This window comes from Konateibacter massiliensis, assembly GCF_900184995.1.
GTDB lineage: Bacteria > Bacillota > Clostridia > Lachnospirales > Lachnospiraceae > Lachnotalea > Lachnotalea massiliensis.
In genome coordinates, this window is sequence record NZ_LT860099.1 from 1,271,454 (window position 1) to 1,288,859 (window position 17,406).

Annotated in this window: 17 protein-coding genes; all 17 read right to left on the reverse strand. The window is 42.0% G+C overall.

From position 1 onward, the window contains the following. Positions 1-18: 18 nt before the first annotated feature. The 17 genes from CTY48_RS11690 to CTY48_RS11760 all read right to left on the reverse strand — a co-directional run bounded on the left by CTY48_RS11690 (position 19) and on the right by CTY48_RS11760 (position 17,341). Positions 19-1,065 carry a glycosyltransferase family 2 protein gene (locus CTY48_RS11690; RefSeq protein ID WP_099470144.1) on the reverse strand — a complete coding sequence of 349 codons (1,047 nt, stop codon included), beginning with the start codon at positions 1,063-1,065 and terminating at the stop codon, positions 19-21. 87 nt (positions 1,066-1,152) lie between these two features. Then, a complete protein-coding gene (gene glyA / locus CTY48_RS11695) occupies positions 1,153-2,391 on the reverse strand; it encodes a serine hydroxymethyltransferase (protein WP_099468663.1) in 1,239 nt (412 codons plus the stop codon). An 86-nt stretch (positions 2,392-2,477) separates the two neighbouring features. Further along, complete coding sequence (spoVAD, locus tag CTY48_RS11700) at positions 2,478-3,491, reverse strand: stage V sporulation protein AD (protein ID WP_099468664.1); 1,014 nt, start codon at positions 3,489-3,491, stop codon at positions 2,478-2,480. Between the two features lie 10 nt (positions 3,492-3,501). Continuing rightward, positions 3,502-3,957 (reverse strand): SpoVA/SpoVAEb family sporulation membrane protein, encoded by a 456-nt coding sequence (locus CTY48_RS11705; RefSeq protein ID WP_099468665.1) that lies wholly within the window; start codon positions 3,955-3,957, stop codon positions 3,502-3,504. Between the two features lie 47 nt (positions 3,958-4,004). After that, positions 4,005-4,418, reverse strand: a complete 414-nt coding sequence (locus CTY48_RS11710) for a stage V sporulation protein AB (RefSeq protein ID WP_099468666.1) — start codon at positions 4,416-4,418, stop codon at positions 4,005-4,007. After that, positions 4,408-5,031 (reverse strand): stage V sporulation protein AA, encoded by a 624-nt coding sequence (locus CTY48_RS11715; RefSeq protein ID WP_099468667.1) that lies wholly within the window; start codon positions 5,029-5,031, stop codon positions 4,408-4,410. Before CTY48_RS11715 ends, CTY48_RS11710 begins: the two co-directional genes overlap by 11 nt. Then, complete coding sequence (locus tag CTY48_RS19710; protein WP_180272715.1) at positions 5,024-5,185, reverse strand: hypothetical protein; 162 nt, start codon at positions 5,183-5,185, stop codon at positions 5,024-5,026. The genes CTY48_RS11715 and CTY48_RS19710 overlap by 8 nt, the downstream gene beginning before the upstream one ends. Before the next feature lie 85 nt (positions 5,186-5,270). Continuing rightward, positions 5,271-5,990, reverse strand: a complete 720-nt coding sequence (gene sigF, locus CTY48_RS11720) for an RNA polymerase sporulation sigma factor SigF (RefSeq protein WP_099468668.1) — start codon at positions 5,988-5,990, stop codon at positions 5,271-5,273. Beyond that, positions 5,991-6,425, reverse strand: coding sequence for an anti-sigma F factor (gene spoIIAB / locus CTY48_RS11725; protein WP_099468669.1), 435 nt, complete (start codon positions 6,423-6,425; stop codon positions 5,991-5,993). A 12-nt stretch (positions 6,426-6,437) separates the two neighbouring features. Next, positions 6,438-6,773 carry an STAS domain-containing protein gene (locus CTY48_RS11730; protein ID WP_099468670.1) on the reverse strand — a complete coding sequence of 112 codons (336 nt, stop codon included), beginning with the start codon at positions 6,771-6,773 and terminating at the stop codon, positions 6,438-6,440. Positions 6,774-7,010: 237 nt separating this feature from the next. Beyond that, on the reverse strand, positions 7,011-8,384 hold the full coding sequence (locus tag CTY48_RS11735) for a tetratricopeptide repeat protein (RefSeq protein WP_099468671.1): 1,374 nt from the start codon (positions 8,382-8,384) through the stop codon (positions 7,011-7,013). A 35-nt stretch (positions 8,385-8,419) separates the two neighbouring features. After that, entirely contained in the window at positions 8,420-8,566 is a 147-nt protein-coding gene (locus CTY48_RS19715) for a hypothetical protein (protein ID WP_180272716.1), read from the reverse strand. Beyond that, a complete protein-coding gene (locus CTY48_RS11740; RefSeq protein ID WP_099468672.1) occupies positions 8,559-9,893 on the reverse strand; it encodes a bifunctional folylpolyglutamate synthase/dihydrofolate synthase in 1,335 nt (444 codons plus the stop codon). The genes CTY48_RS19715 and CTY48_RS11740 overlap by 8 nt, the downstream gene beginning before the upstream one ends. Positions 9,894-10,038: 145 nt before the next feature. Then, positions 10,039-11,433 carry a DUF342 domain-containing protein gene (locus tag CTY48_RS11745; protein WP_099468673.1) on the reverse strand — a complete coding sequence of 465 codons (1,395 nt, stop codon included), beginning with the start codon at positions 11,431-11,433 and terminating at the stop codon, positions 10,039-10,041. Between the two features lie 248 nt (positions 11,434-11,681). Then, positions 11,682-13,574: an ABC transporter ATP-binding protein gene (locus CTY48_RS11750; protein WP_099468674.1), complete on the reverse strand. Its 1,893-nt coding sequence runs from the start codon at positions 13,572-13,574 to the stop codon at positions 11,682-11,684. After that, positions 13,564-15,315 carry an ABC transporter ATP-binding protein gene (locus CTY48_RS11755; RefSeq protein ID WP_099468675.1) on the reverse strand — a complete coding sequence of 584 codons (1,752 nt, stop codon included), beginning with the start codon at positions 15,313-15,315 and terminating at the stop codon, positions 13,564-13,566. Before CTY48_RS11755 ends, CTY48_RS11750 begins: the two co-directional genes overlap by 11 nt. 13 nt (positions 15,316-15,328) lie before the next feature. Then, a complete protein-coding gene (locus CTY48_RS11760) occupies positions 15,329-17,341 on the reverse strand; it encodes an LTA synthase family protein (protein ID WP_099468676.1) in 2,013 nt (670 codons plus the stop codon). Positions 17,342-17,406: the final 65 nt, after the last annotated feature.

Sequence of the window (17,406 nt, forward strand, 5' to 3'; positions counted from 1 at the left end):
TGACTTTCTGCTTCTTTTCTATCTCAATTCACCATGCTCCAAACTTTTTGGAAGCTCCCACTCCGAAAACAGTCTCTCATACTCCACCTGCTGTTCCGGGTTCTGCAGAATTTCATAAATCTCTGCCAGACGCTTCAGCGGATAATCTCCCGCATAATGAATGTTTAATTCGCATTCGGTTTCAAAGGCGGCATTGTAAAACCAGATTGCTGCCTCATTATAATCCTTTTCTTTAAAAAAATACTCGCCAAGCTCATAACACACCTCGGCACTTGCACCGTCTCCGGCAAAATTTTTCAGACTGCTTTTTAAAAGCAAATTGTGATTTCTCGTCAGTCTGGCACATTTAGTCAGCACACACTGTGCCGCCTTTAGTTCCTCCGCACTTCTTATTTCATTTTCCGCAGCGCACACAAAATAGCTCTCTGCCTCCAAAAAGTCCTTATCCTGACCTGCAATAAACAGCTCCTTCGCATACATAATAAAAAGCTTCTTTGAGAGTCTGTGTCCATCCTTAATCACTTTCAAAATATGGCTAAAATCACGTTCTGCATGGGATTTTAGCGGCATGTGGATAATCTCAATCTCACTGTCATAAATAACAGGTTCTAAGTTGACCGTTTCATGAATCGGATTAATCCATGCAAATTCCCTAAGCCGCTTAAACAGCTTAGGACGATATTCCGTTTCAAAATTATATGTAGTACCATACTGAAGCTGATTCGTATATTTCATCTGAACAATCTCAACCTCAAAAAGCATCGCTCTTTTTAATTGAAAAAACCGTTCTATGTTTACCCCATCAATCACCTCATCGGCGTCGGCTGTATAAATATAATCCATCGAAGCCTTGGAAAAGGAGAAATTTCTTGCATGCGCAAAATCGTTCTGCCATTCATAATCAAAAATTTTGTCCGTATAATACGAAGCAATTTCTTTTGTCCTATCTGTCGAGCCGGTGTCTATAATAATAATCTCATCGGCAATCGGCTTTAACGATTCCAAGCACCTTGCCAGTACTTCTTCCTCATTTTTTACGATCATACATACGCTTATTGTTATCATCCTTATCCCCTTTTGGTACATTCATAATACTCCTACAAAGCAAGCAAAGAGTCTGACTCGTCAGACTCTCGCACCCAAATGTTTCTATTATTCCAACGGATATTTAGCCGTTAAACCTTGGATTAATTCCTTTGCCTCTGCTGCCTTTTCTTCTTTTCCGTTAATCATCAACGCGATTGCTTCTGCAACGACATCCATATCCTCTGCGTTTAAGCCTCTGGAGGTAACCGCAGGTGTTCCTAGCCTGATACCGCTTGTCACAAATGGTGACTGAGGATCGTTTGGAATTGTATTCTTATTACATGTAATATTTGCCAAATCAAGGAGCTTTTCTGCTTCTTTTCCGGTCAAGCCTGTGCTTGTCAAATCTACAAGCATCAAATGGTTGTCCGTTCCGCCTGAAACAATTTTAATGCCTCTGCTTATCAACCCTTTTGACAGTGCCTGTGCATTGTCGATAATGCCCTGCTGATATACCTTGAAGCTGTCATCAAGCGCTTCTTTAAAGCAAACTGCCTTTGCTGCAATCACATGCATAAGCGGACCACCCTGAATTCCCGGGAAAATAGCCTTGTTAAAGTTAAACTGCTTTGCTGCCTCTTCATTTGCAAGAATCAAACCGCCTCTTGGTCCTCTTAAGGTCTTATGTGTTGTGGTTGTTACAACATGCGCATATGGAATTGGGCTTGGATGGAGACCTGCTGCTACCAGTCCGGCAATGTGTGCCATATCCACCATGAGGTAAGCTCCCACTTCATCTGCAACCTCTCTGAATTTCTTGAAATCTATCGTGCGGGCATAAGCACTTGCTCCCGCAACAATAAGCTTTGGCTTTGCTTCAAGAGCAATCTCTCTCAATTTATCATAATCGATAAAACCATCATCATTCACTCCATAAGGAACAATCTTAAAATAGCTTCCTGACATATTAACCGGGCTTCCGTGGGTTAAATGTCCGCCATGATCTAAGTTCATTCCCATCACCGTATCACCCGGCTTTAACATAGCGAAGAATACTGCCATATTTGCCTGTGCACCGGAATGAGGCTGTACATTGGCATAGTCACATCCAAATAGCTCCTTGGCTCTCTCAATTGCAAGATTTTCAACTACGTCCACACATTCGCAGCCGCCGTAATATCTCTTGCCCGGATAGCCTTCTGCATATTTATTAGTCAATGGGCTTCCCATTGTCGCCATAACTGCCTTGCTTACCCAGTTTTCTGAAGCAATCAGCTCAATATGGCTGTTTTGTCTCTCCATCTCGGAACTAATCGCATCAGCCACTGCCACATCAGCTTTTTTGATTTCATCGAAAGAATACATTTACTTACCTCCTAATATTTCACTTTATGAATTATTATACTCTATAACTTTGTTCTTGACAACGATAAAGTTATAGGTACTTTGCCTCACTCACTCCTTTCAATCACAACTCCGTGCGCAATCCCCGGCACACTCTGCCCCTCGTTATAGCTTACTGTAGAGAGCAAAGCTCCTGTTGGGACAAACAATATTTTATTCATTCTTGCTTCCTCTAGCTCCTTTAGCAGATAGGCACTCAATGTGGTGGCGGAACAGCCACAGCCGCTTCCCCCTGCATGAGTATCCTGGGCATCCTGATCAAAAATTTCTTTGCCGCAGTCCATGTGCTGCTTCGTGATATCAAATCCCTTCTCTTTTAATAAGTCAATCAAAATATCGCTTCCGATATACCCCAAATCTCCTGTTACAATCTTATCGTACTCCTCCGGCTGAATATTAAAATCCATAAAATTCTGATAGATTGTATCACATGCCGCCGGAGCCATCGCCGCTCCCATATTCATCGAATCCTTGATGCCAAAGTCGATAATTTTTCCGGTTGTGATGCCGCTTATTTTAACATTGCTTTTCTGCGTTCCGACTACAAAGGCGGCACTTCCCGTCACTGTCCAGCTTGCAGCAAGCGGACGCTGATTTCCGTATTCAAGCGGATAGCGAAACTCCTTTTCTGCACTGGCAAAATGGCTGGAGGTCACAGCTAACACATAATCTGCATAGCCTGCCGCCACCGTCATTGCGGCAAGGGAAAGTGATTCTCCTGCCGTGGAACAAGCTCCGTACAGTCCAAAGAGCGGAACGTTTAAATCCATAAGTCCGAAGGAGGTGGCGATTGCCTGTCCCAGCAAATCACCTGCAAAAATATATCTGATTTGCTCCTTCGTCAGCTTTGCACTGTTGATTGCCCATAGTGCCGAATTTTTCTGCATGGTGCTTTCCGCCGCTTCCCATGTTTCCTCACCAAATAAGTCATCATCTCCCACCACGTCAAACAGCTTGCCAAGAGGACCTTCTCCCTCTTTTTTACCGACAATATTTCCGGTTGACATAATGTAGGGAGGTGTTTCAAACTGAATACTTTGCATTCCGATTAGTTCTGTCATACCCTTCCTCCTATATAATTCCTATCTTCAAAATAACATAATAGATAAAGCCCAAAAGTGCCGATGTGCAAATTCCGTACAGGATAACCGGCCCTGCAATTGTAAAAATTTTGCAGCCGATTCCAAATACCTGTCCCTCCTTCTTAAATTCAATTGCAGGTGCCGCAACAGAATTGGCAAAGCCCGTAATCGGAACCAGAGCGCCCGCTCCTCCGAACTTGGCTATCTTCGGAAAGATATTAAATCCCGTGAGCACCACGCTCAGCAAAATCAAAATCAAGGTGCACCAAGACCCCGCTGCTTTTTCATCCATGCCGCCCGCCATACAAAAATTAATAATCGCCTGCCCGATGACGCATATAATTCCTCCGGTGATAAATGCTTTCAGCATATTGAGAGGGAGATTATGTGTCGGTGTCACCTGCTTCACATATTCGTTATACTCTTTCTTCTTTTTTTCGTCCATCGCTGTCTCCTTTATTATTTTCTTTGTGCAAGTATGCAGTCATTTTTCTATGAGATAATAAACTGTAATGCCGCCCCCAATATTTTACCCATGGCGATGAAAAGTATAATAAGGCTTAAACCCCATTTCATCTTTACCCGCCTTGTAAAAATCGGTATGACATTCAATATCTCCGCCAATGCCATAACCATACAGCCGACAAAAATCCCGGAAAATCCCCCATATAGCACCAAGGTGACGACATTTCCGGGAAGGCTGATATGGTAGAGATAAATCACATTCCCGATTATACCTCCAAGTATCGCACTGTTTTCATACCATAAAATTCTTTTCGCCGTATGTGTTCTATCGGCGAACCGCGGTATCACTCCGATTCCTGCTATCGCGGCAAACGTTCCTGCTGATACCGCAATTCCGCTTCCCAGACCGACCAAAATCAAAATACATTGTTTAATCCACATCAATCCGCTTATCCTCTCTCGTATAATTCTTGACTAACGCAGTATTGACATCCTCCTCATAGATACGCATCTCAACCTGTATCGGTGTAGGGTCTGTCGTCAGCCGTTTTCCGCCGAAATGGTTGTAGAATACTAGTATCCCAGCTCCCAAGCCGATTGAATAGCTTAGCTCCAACAAGGTAAAGCCGGAGGCTTCCTTCTTCATAACAAGATAGTAAAACTGATCAAACAGTTCATCGATAGAGACATCATTATTAAAGGTCATAATCGTGAACGCCGCCCCAATAAATACAATGCAGCATACAAAAACAACCTTTAAATATTCAAAAAGCAGATTCTGCTTCTCGGATACATATTCCATGATAAAATCATATTCCCCAATGTTGTCAATCTCAAGCTCCGGAAATTCCTTATGAATCACCTCAATTACCTTCAAGATGGAAACCACATATTTGTACTCCTTCTTTGCATCAAGCCGGGCAACAACCATCTCCTTTACCTTACTTGCAATGACCTCATTCGTACATTCAAGCTTTGCGATATCCTTGATACGCACTTCACTTGTGCTCACCTGGACGCAGCGCTCTGCCTTTAAATACAAAATATCACTCATAGATTATTCCAGCTTCCCACATCTGATTTTTCACTAACGTTCCGTCGGTTATCGTCGTCTCGTTATTTACAAAATACACGTAGTAAACTGAAATTGCTATCAGTGATATTATTAATGTATAAATCAACCATTTTCTGAATTTTTCTCTTTCCATGAAATCACTTCCCTTACTATGTTTACCATTAGTATTTCTTGGCATCCATAAAATATACATAGTTTCAAAGTGAATTTTCGTTCCTCTAATTTATCAGCCGCTCTCTCATGCGAAGCAGTATCTTTTTTTCCATCCTGCTCACCTGAACCTGACTGATACCAAGTACTTTAGCAACTTCCATCTGTGTCTTATCCCCATAGTAGCGCAGTGTAATTAATTTTTTCTCTTTTTCGTCCAATATCTCAAGCAGTTGCTCTAACAACATGCGGTCCAGCAGCTTCTCCTGCTCATTACTCTTCTCCTCGAGCTTGTCCTCCAATGTAATCTGATTGCCTTCTCCCTGATAAACCGTCTTGTGAATGGACTCCACTTCAATATTTGCATCCATTGCCATCACAATATCTTCAGCCGACAGCTCCGTCGCCGCTACCAATTCCTCAATCGTCGCTTCTCGCCCCATTTCATGGGCAATGAGCTGTGTTGCCTGTCTGATTTTATAGCCGTTTTCCTTCAAGGAGCGGGATACTTTGACCATTCCGTCATCCCTTAAAAACCGCTTTATCTCTCCGCTGATCATCGGAACGGCATAGGTGGAAAATTTCACCTCATAAGAAATATCAAATTTATCAATTGCCTTAATCAGGCCTATGCTTCCAATCTGGAACAGATCCTCCTGCTCATAGCCTCTTCCTGCAAAACGCCTTACAATGCTCCAAACCAGACCCATGTTTTCTTCTACCAGCATATCTCTCGCTTCTTTATCCCCTTGGTGTGACCTTATAATCAGTGCGATTGTATGCTCCATTTATATCTGCTCACATCCTATCCTCTTCTTCATGGTTACCGTAGTTCCCTCTCCCACATTTGACTCTACCTTTACCTCGTCCATAAACGCCTGCATAAACATAAAGCCCATTCCGGAATGCTCATTTTCCGATTTTGTGGTAAAAAGCGGCTCCATCGCCTGCTCAATATTCTCAATTCCCATTCCTTTATCCGAAACCGATATGGTTATAACATGATCCTCCAATATGGCTTTCAGCTCCACTTGGCCCTCTCCCCGTTCATAACCATGCAAAATCGCATTTGTAACTGCCTCCGAAACCGCCGTCTTCACATCTGAAACCTCCTCCAAGGTAGGATTTAGCTGCGTCAGAAAAGCCGCAACGGAAACTCTCACAAAGCCGATATTTTCCGTATTGCTATCGAATTCAATTTTTATTTTATTTGTACTGTTCATCCTGTTATCCCCCTATTTAACCGGCATTTTCAAGCCGGATACTTCATTGATGCGAATTAATTTATGAATTCCTGAAAGCGTCAGTATTTTTTCCACCGCAGCATTCACATTGATTGCTAAAACACTCCCTCCTATCAGCTTTACATTTTTATATCTCCCCATAATCACCCCTATTCCTGTGCTATCCATAAAATTAGTTTTCTCAAAATCAAAAATAATTGTTCTGATATTCTCCCTCTCCATAATTTTATCCGCTTCGCTTCGAATCAGCGCAGCATTATTACAATCCAAATCCTGTGGAAGCTTTACATACATACAGGTTCCCTTTACAATAAAGTTTTCATCCATTTCTTTTTCCCCCTTATTTTTTATAAAGTGTAAGTTTTACTTACACTTTGCGCCGAATACAGTCACGTTGTGACACCTTCCATTTGCATTCCTGCGCATCAATAGTTTTTTATATCCCTGAAAATTGCAAAACAATTTCCTATGATATGAAAAAAAGATATTCTCACACTATGTTAAGAATATCTTTTTTCATTGCCACTGCAATGTTAAAATATTTCATTTATCTTCCGTAATTATTTAATGTCTGTTTGCCTGTGCATTAGACGCCATCTCGGTATTTGGGAACTTCTCAATTACCATGTCAAAATATTGATTCGCAGACTCTTGATCTCCGTTTTTCTGATAAGATCTTCCCAAAATATAAATAGCATTTCCGTTTGTCTCATCCAACTCTACCACAACCAATAGGTTATTAATCGCTTTCTCATAGTCATTTGCCTTATAAGCCGCATACCCTACATTGTACAGATTCTGTACAGCTTCCGGTGAGGAAATATTTGTATTCAACGCCTCATATGCACTCTTGGCGCCTTCCTGAAGTTCGGACGAATTGACCTCTTTCAGCGTGTTGTATGCCGCCAATACCTCACCGCCGTTATACTCGTTTACTGCCGTCAACAGCTTTTCATAGCTTTCGATTACACCAGTGTCGCCCTCGTATTCTGCAAGCTGGGTTGTTTTTTCCTCTAATTCCTTATTTGCAGCATCAAGTTGAGCCTCTAAATCCGTTATCGCTGCCGTTTTTGCCGATACCTGATTGCTATATTCCACAACGGTCTGCTGTGCTTCCTTCTTAACTGCCTGAATTCTTGCCGGCATAATCAAAAAACCGGTCAGTGCTGCTCCGACAGCAAGTCCCACAAGCACATTAATCACCATCGAAACGCCTGTCGTTTCCTTGAATACAGTCGGCTGTATAATCGTCTCATTGCCACTGTTGTAAGTGATTCTGTCTTCTCTTGGTCTTTGCTTCTGAGGGCTGCCTGATGCCGTCTTCTCGACAACCGAATCAAGCTCCAGCAAATAGCGCAATGTAGTCGTATTTGTTGTATCGATTTTCAGCGCCTTTCTCAGCGCCTTTCCCGCCTTATCATAATCTCCCTCTTTCATATATAAAAGAGCAATCAACTGATGTCCTGATATAAGATTCGGGTTCAGGGAAAGTACTTTTTTCAACTGTATAATTGCCAAATCCTCGCTTGACTGTTTACAATAAGTCAATGCCTGATTATATTTTTTAATCGTCTGGTTAATCGTTTCCAAACGGTTCGGATTCGACTGTATTGCCTTGATGTAATCGCCTGCAATGTTCTTGCTCGTAGACAGGTTCTTGCTGATAACCCACTCACTCAGTGCCTTCACTACCTCGCCCATCTCATAGTACACCAAACCGAGCAGGTTTCTTGCTTGGACATTGTTTTTATTTAATCGCAGACTTTGGTGCAGACTGACAATAGCGCCTGATAAATCACGCACCTGTGCCTTTGCCAATCCGTCATTATACTGCATATTTGACATTTTAATAATTTTCTTATATACTCTCACATCTTCGCCGCAGCTTGTACAAAAATCTTTCTCTGAAAGCTCGCAGCCACATTTAAAACATTTCATCGTTTCGCCACCTAACCTTGCCCTTCATTGTTTTCCTATCTGCTGCCGTCTTTCATTTCCTCTAACATGATTTTCAGTATATCTGTCATGTCGGTTAAGTCGTGGTTATATATGGCTTCTTCTGCGTCTTCCACCTCTAAGCTCGGGTAAAATTTCTTCAATTCTTCTTCAAAGTTAATCATGCTTTATTCTCCTTATTATTCCGATAATTTCTCCCACCAGATAAAGTGAGCCTGCACAAAAAGCAACCCCATCTTCCCCCTTCAATTGAAGTGTCTGGTTGAAGGCCTCTCTCACATCTTCTATCGCATATATGTTACAGCCTGTACTTTTTTCAAACTCTTCCCGCAATATTTCCAAAGGGATTGCCCTATTACTTGGAAGCCGGGTTACTACAATAGCATCAAATTGCAGCTTCTCACATATCTCTTTAATCATTTGTCTGTAATCTTTTTCTATTACAGCCGAAAATAGCAATACCTTCCTGCTGTCCTTAAAGTGCTTCACTGTCTTGATGAATTCTGCTATACCGTTTGCATTGTGTGCTCCGTCCAAGTATACCTTGGGCATAACCATATCCATTCTGCCCTGCCATTTCGTCAGCCTGACACCCTCCACAATTGCACGTTCCCTTATCCCTTCATCAAGGACCTGAATCGCCCTGATTGCAAGGGAGGCATTTTTAATCTGGTATGTTCCTATCGTCGTCAGCGAAACCCTAACATAACCATAATACCCATATTTAAATAAAAAATCAATATTTTTATATCCAAATTCTATTATTTCATGATAAAACTCCTCTTCCTTGCTCAAATCCGAGGTGCTTTTTTCTATATATTTATAAAATCTGCAATGATTTTTCTCTGCTGTTTCCTCTATCACTCTCGCAGCCGTCTCATCTGTACCGTCAAAAATAACAGGCACTCCGGGCTTTATAATGCCTGCCTTCTCAAAGGCAATCTTTTCAATTGTATCGCCAAGCACCTCCGTATGGTCCAGTCCAATCGTCGTTATAATGGTCAAAACAGGACTTTCAACTGCATTGGTTGCATCTGTTCTGCCGCCTATTCCGGTTTCTATAATAGCATATTCTACTTTTTCCTCTTCAAATATAACCATCGCCATCGTAAACAACAGCTCAAAAAAAGTTGGATGCTGATACCCCTTGTCCACAATGCCTTCCACCGCTTCCATCACTCTGTTAAAGGCAGCCGTAAACTTCTCATTGCTGACCATACTGCCGCTAATCCGAAATCTTTCATTGATTTCCACCAGATGCGGGGAGGTAAACATTCCGTACGTTCTTCCTGCTTCCTTAAAAATACTGCCAAGGAAGGCACAGACAGAACCCTTGCCATTCGTTCCTGCAATATGTATGACTTTCGTCTTTTCTTGCGGATTACCTAATTCCGCTAAAAGTGCTTTGCTGTTTTTTACCGGATTTTTCTTTGTAAATTTGGGTGTACTTAATATATATTCAACTGCCTGTTCATAGCTTAATTTCTTCACTTGGTATTTCCTTCTTTAACTATAATGCTTCATGACACATTTACTATTATAATATAATACCAATAATATGCAAGAAATTTGTGTCGCATTTATTAGCAAATTTCGATTTTCAAAAAAGTGTGAGCAAAGCTCACACTTTCTTGTACTAACCGTAATTATGAATATCATACATTGCAACCTCACCGCCTTCATAGCGGTACTCCATCGCATATTGTTTTTCCTTTACAAAAAGAACAGCGGAATTCGCCTGGATTGTCACACCGGGATGAACCACCTTGCTGACTGCAATACAAGCCTTTTTCGCCTTGATCGTTCTCTCCTCCAATTCCTCTAATTCATTTTTGAATTCTGCTTTATCCGAGATATATTTTATCTTGGTTCGAAGCAGCTCCTTCGCCCTCTCGTTTTCCCTATCCTTGGCAAATTGCGGAGTTTCTCCTTTTTTCTTCTGCAATTGCATCTTGCCCAGTTCTTTATTTACTTCCTCTAAACGTTGGTCAATCACGTGGAATGCCTGTCTTATTTTAGATATTCTTTGCCTTGTCTCCTCGTCAATTCCCACAGAAAGTCTCGTCGGAGCCTCCGCTTCATTTCCTACTACCACCGCTTCAATACGACTTGCCGCCTTCACGACTCCGCCAAGAATTGTCGCCTTTTTTCCGGAAATATAAATGCTCTCACCCGCGCTCACCGTACAATTCATCAAAACATCTGCCTGAATATCTTTTTTTGCCTCTACCTGACAGCCCTCAATAAACTTTGCAAATATACTGCCGCCCGATTTTAATGCCGAACGACCTGCGCCCTGCATTCCTTTTCGCAGGATAATATCCTTGCCGGCAAGTATCGTTGTATCCTCCACGCTTCCATCGATGGTCACACTTCCTCCCGCCTTAATATATACTGCGCTCTCCACATTTCCATGAATAATAATGTCCCCGCGGAAATCAATTCTTCCGTTATTGTAATCCAAATCTTCCTTTATTTCGAGCAGATTTGATATCACAATTCTGTCATTTTGGAAATCTATTTTGCCGCTCGTTGTCGCAATATAGGTTCGCTTATCCTCACTGCACACAAATCCTTTGCCCTTTAACGGCATAAGCTCTTTTCCCTTTTTCGGCTGCAGCGCCTTCCCTGTTACGGTCTTTCCTTCTGTTCCCATGGTGGCTGGCTGATATACTGCTATCACATCCCCCTCCGATATGGTCTGTACTGCAAATACCGTACCGTAATCCACCGTGCCGTCTGAACGGATTTCTGGTTTTCCGACAAAATCCTTGCTCACTTCAAAAGAGTATCTTCCTTCATCTCCGTCTACAGGCTTATCCCCCTGTGCAATTAAAACCTCTCTATGATAAATGCCAAGTCTTATAATCTCCTCAAGCTGTTCTTCCATTATGCCGTATATTACCTTGTTTGCATTCAGTAATTCAAGAAGGTCTTCTTTTGTATAATCACTTTCATTGCCAGGAACTGCTAAATACAAATACGCTTCCATGCTATCACCACTAACCCTAACGTATGTCTTATCTGCCATACTCTCTCCCCCCTCCTTGGAATAATGAATGTATCCGCGTTGTGTTTCTGTTATTACAAAAGATTACCATTTACTGACATTATACCATTTTACGACATTTTTTCAATAAAATATCGCAAAATTTATAAGAAAGTATGAGATATACATTTTGGAGCTAAATGCCCTTTTATAAACTAGGAAATTCCTCCTAGTTTATAAAAATGCACGGAAACAATAAAGAACATCATTTCCGTGCAAGACATATTTTCTTATTCTAATTCAAAAGCTCCCGTATATAACTGGTAGTACTTTCCTCTCTGGGCAATCAGCTGCTCATGGTTACCGCGCTCCACAATTCTGCCCTGCTCAAGCACCATAATGACATCTGAATTTTTTACAGTGGAAAGCCGATGGGCTATCACAAATACGGTACGGCCTTTCATCAGTGCATCCATACCACGCTGCACAATTGCTTCCGTACGGGTATCGATGGATGAGGTTGCCTCATCTAAAATCATCGCCGGAGGGTCAGCCACCGCTGCTCTTGCAATGGCAAGAAGCTGTCTTTGTCCCTGTGACAAATTTGCGCCGTTACCGGAAAGAGGAGTATCATATCCCTGCGGCAGACGCGTGATAAAGTCGTGCGCCCCGGCAAGCTTTGCTGCCTCCTTACATTCCTCGTCAGTTGCGTCTAACTTACCATAGCGGATATTTTCCATAACCGTTCCCGTAAAAAGATTGGTATCCTGCAATACAATACCCAGGGATTGGCGAAGATCTGCTTTCTTTATCCTATTGATATTAATGCCGTCATAATGAATTTTTCCGTCTGCTATATCATAAAAACGATTAATCAAATTCGTGATTGTCGTTTTACCGGCACCTGTCGCACCTACAAATGCAATTTTTTGTCCCGGCTCTGCATACAGTGTAATATCGTGCAGAATTGTTTTCTCAGGCGTATAGCCAAAGTCCACGTTCTCCATTCTCACGGCCCCGACAAGCTTTGTATAGGAGACTGTACCATCGTTGTGAGGGTGCTTCCACGCCCATATATTCGTGCGCTCCTTGCACTCCACGATTTGCCCTTCTACCTCCTTTGCATTTACCAAGGTTACATAGCCCTCATCCGTCTCCGGCTGCTCATCAATCAGCTCAAAAATTCTGGAAGCTCCGGCAAGTCCCATGACAACCGCATTAATCTGCTGGGATACCTGATTGATATTACCCGCAAACTGCTTTGTCATATTCAAAAACGGAACAACAATACTAATGCTGAATGCAAGCCCGGAAAAACTTAAATTCGGCACCCTTGTCAGAAGGAAAAATCCTCCCGTCAATGCCACCACAACATAGAGGACATTTCCGATGTTATTTAAAATCGGTCCCAATGTGTTCGCATATTTATTTGCTCTCTCGGCATCGGCAAACAGAGTGTCATTGATACGGTCAAAGTCCTCCTTGCTCTCTTCCTCATGGCAGAATACCTTGATTACCTTCTGTCCGGTCATCATCTCTTCCACAAAGCCTTCTACCTTACCAAGAGACATTTGCTGACGTATAAAATATTTGGCAGAGCCGCCTCCTATTCTTTTCGTCACCTCATACATAATAAATACACCGAGCAATACCACAATCGTCATCCAAATGCTGTAATACATCATAATACCAAACAAGGTTGTCACTACAATGGCTGCCATCATAAGCTGCGGCACACTTTGGGATATCATCTGGCGGAGCGTGTCGATATCGTTTGTGTAATAACTCATAATATCTCCGTGATTGTTTGTATCAAAATATCGTACCGGAAGGTTCTGCATTCCGCGAAACATCTTTACACGAAGCTTTTTCAAAGAGCCCTGTGTGATAACTGCCATCATGCGGTTATAAGCAAACGATGCCGCCAAGGAAAGCACGTAGCATACTGTCAGCAAGAGCACAATTTTTGTAATTTCTCCTGCCACGGACTGCCAGTCACCGCTCTGCCATGAGCTTTCGACCAAGGATATTATTTTCTGCATGAAAATAGACGGTATGGAGGAAATCACCGCATTAAAAATAATACAAATCACTACAACTGGCATCATAATCGGATAAAATTCAAATAACACTTTTGTGAGACGCTTTAACACGCCTTTTTTTACAATTCTCTTACTCTTCATCTTCTGCACCTGCCTTATTCTGGGATACATAAACATCCTGATAGACTTCGTTGCTTGCAAGGAGCTCCTGATGTGTACCAACGGCAAGAATCGTGCCGCCCTCCATCACGATAATACGGTCTGCATCTTCCACGGACGCTGTTCTCTGTGCAATGATAATTTTGGTCGTCTCGGGTATAAATTCTCTCAGAGATTTTCGGATCAGTGCATCGGTCTTTGTATCAACTGCACTTGTAGAATCATCTAAGATAAGTATCTTCGGCTTCTTCAAAAGCGCTCTTGCAATACACAGACGCTGCTTCTGACCGCCTGATACGTTCGTTCCTCCCTGCTCAATATAGGTATCATATTTTTCAGGAAAATGGGTTATAAATTCATCTGCCGCCGCCAGCTTACACACTTCAATCAATTCTTCATCTGTGGCATCTTTATTCCCCCAACGGAGATTTTCTTTTATCGTGCCGGAAAACAGTACATTTTTTTGCAGTACAACGGCAACCTGATTGCGCAGTGCCTCCAAATCATAATCTCTTACATCGACACCGCCTACCTTAACAGAACCTTCCGTCGCATCATAGAGACGAGATATCAGCTGTATGAGGGAGGATTTGGACGAGCCGGTTCCTCCTATGATTCCTATCGTTTCACCTGATTTTATATGAAGATTAATGTCTTCCAAGGACATTCTCTCTGCATCCTTGGAATATTTAAAACTTACCTGCTCAAAATCAATCGAGCCGTCCTTCACCTTCGTAAGTCCGCCCTCAGCGCTTAGCATCGTGCTTTCTTCCTGCAATACCGCAACGATACGGCTGGTCGATTCACCGGCAATCGTAATCATAACAAATACCATGGACAGCATCATCAAGCTGCTCAAAATCTGAAAACTATAAGTAAGAAGCGCAGAAAACTGTCCTACATCCAAATCAAGTCCTCTTGATGTGATAATCGTATAGGAGCCAAAATACAGCACAAATATCATAACCGCATAGAGGCAGAACTGCATCATCGGGTTGTTGAATGCCAGAATTTTTTCAGCTCTCGTAAAATCGGCACACACATCCTCTGCTGCCTTCTCAAACTTTTCCTTTTCATAGTCCTCTCTTACATAAGACTTCACAACGCGTATTCCCGCCACATTTTCCTGAATGGAATTGTTTAAGGCATCATATTTGCGGAATACCTTTCGAAACAGAGGCATAACGCTTTTGATAACAAGAAACAGCCCCACCCCGAGAATCGGCGTTACAAGCAAGAAAATAATTGCCATTTTTCCGCCCATGACAAATGCCATGATAAACGAAAAAACAATCATCAAAGGTCCTCGTATCCCTGCACGTATTATCATCATAAAGGCATTTTGCACATTTGATACGTCTGTTGTCATTCTCGTAACCAATGAGGAGGTAGAAAATTTATCAATGTTCTCAAAAGAATAGGTCTGTATCCTATAAAACAAATCCTTTCTCAGATTACGGGCAAAGCCGCTGGACGCGGTAGCGCATTCGAGTCCTGCTATTGTTCCGAAAGCCAGAGACAGCGCTGCCATCGCTACCAAAATCACGCCATATCTGACAATCACAGAAAAATCGCTTCCCGCCTTAATTTCATTTACAAGTATCGCGATAAGAAACGGTATGATACATTCCATGATTACCTCAAAGGTCACAAACACGGGCGCCATAATAGAGGGCTTCTTGAATTCGCGAATACTTTTCATAAGTACTTTATATGTTGACATTCTTTTGTTCTCCTTATTTTTCTGATATATAAATATTGGATGTGCTGAGTCTTCCGTAGCTACTGTTCATCTGGCACACCTTCAAAATATCTCCCTGCTTCAGGGCAAAATTACTCACTTTCAAGGTGGTACTGTCGACAAATGCAGTCTCCTGCTCCTCATCGTTTATATAGACCTTGCTTGCCTTCGTAAAATTTTGACCTGCCAAATATATGTTATCCTCGCTCCTTGTCACTTTTGTGATAAGAATCTGCTTTACACCCATTTTTAAATTTGTCGGTTCAAACGTAAGCTCCTGATTATAGACATACTTCTCTCCATAAAGCATATCATATTGAAGAGCATCCAAATCCGCGAGATAGTTTATACTTTTCGCACGTTTCTGATGAAACTGTATAAGCGTTCCCGCATGGATATTGACGCGGTCCAGTACCATTGCAGATAGCTGGTAAGCAGTCACACTCTTGGAAACTGCCTCCAGTCCCATATTATCCCACATCACATACTCTGTCTGAAACAGTGAGTGGTTGACAAGCTGGGATGCTTCCAGTCCAAGCGTTGGAAGATGGTCCCCGTACATAACCAAAACTGTCGGCTCGTCTCTCCTTGACAGCTCATCAATCAAACTCTGGACAAATTCATCCATCTCATGTATCTGATTAACATAGTAGGTAAAGGAATTTTTCTCTTCCTCACTTCTGCCGCCAAACACCTCGATTTCAGGATTATCAAGCACCGGTTCTTCCGGATATCCCCCATGTCCCTGCACGGATATCGTATAGATATAATCCTTCACCTCCGTAGAATCCAGGGCATCGGTAATCTCCTCGACAAGCCCTGCGTCCTTCGCCCATCCTATCGGTGTATATTCCTTAATGTTCATATACTCCTCCGATGTAAAGGTATCATAGCCGAGGTTTGAGAAAACGGTCTTTCTATCATAAAAACTGGCTACGTTGTTGTGAATTGCATGGGTAGAATAGCCGAGATTTTTTAAGACACGTGCCGTGCTTTCGCATGGGTTTGTCTTTAAAACTGTCTTGTACGGGTACTCGCCCGGTCCAAAATAGCGCAGACTCATTCCCGTCATAATTTCAAACTCCGTATTTGCCGTTCCTGCTCCGACAGAAGGAACCGTCAAAAAGCCAGAGGAATATTCATCCGACAATCTTCTGAAATTCGGAATCGGATCCTCTGAAAACTTCAAATATTTAATTAATTCAGGGTCGCAAAAAGATTCAAGCTGCAAAAAGATAATGTTCGGCATCTCCTCAGACTCCGTTGTTTCAGCCTCCTCTTCGCTGCTCTCAAAGGTTCTCTGAATTTTTTTCATAAAAGCTTCCGAATAATCATTTGGGCTGTCAATTCCCGTTGCAAACACACTCATGGAAAAACAATACGGAAAGCCATAGTCCTCGTAAGCAAAGGCGATATTTCCAAAATAGGTAGCCAATATTCTGTTTGAAATATTAAATTTTGTAAAAGCGGCAAAAAGTAAAACTGTCACCACGATAATTCCGACACTTTTTCTATAATCAATCTTTGCCTTATGCTTTGGCAGCTTAAACCAGCCGTAGACAAGAAGCACGATAACCACCGCTGCACCCGCCACAATCAAAACAAGCTGCTCAATAGAAAGATAAGCGTCAATCAAAGAAAGGGCATTCGCAACAAGGGTCAAATCTGTACCGGTAAACGGTGTTACGCGCATTGCCAAAATAACTCCATTTGTAATACCCATTGTAAGCCATATCGTTCCAATTATCGTTGTTGCAAAAAGCCTTCTCTTAAAAAGATAGACGATCATAAAGGTCGTAAATATCATAGACGCATTATAGAGGAATATCACCGGACTTTTTGTCATATAAGCAAATGCTTCTAAAATGGAATGTCTGGAAAATACCTCAATCAAAAAATAAATTCCGAGAGACAGCAAGGCAAATGCAACTAATGAAAACTTTCTCAGCGTATTCAAAACTTTCATAATATAGATATTTTTCTTAATCAATGCTTTTAATCTGTTCATCTTTTTACCTCAATTCACACTTACCCCTCTTAAAAAGAGGCACAAAACAGATTGTATCTGTCTTA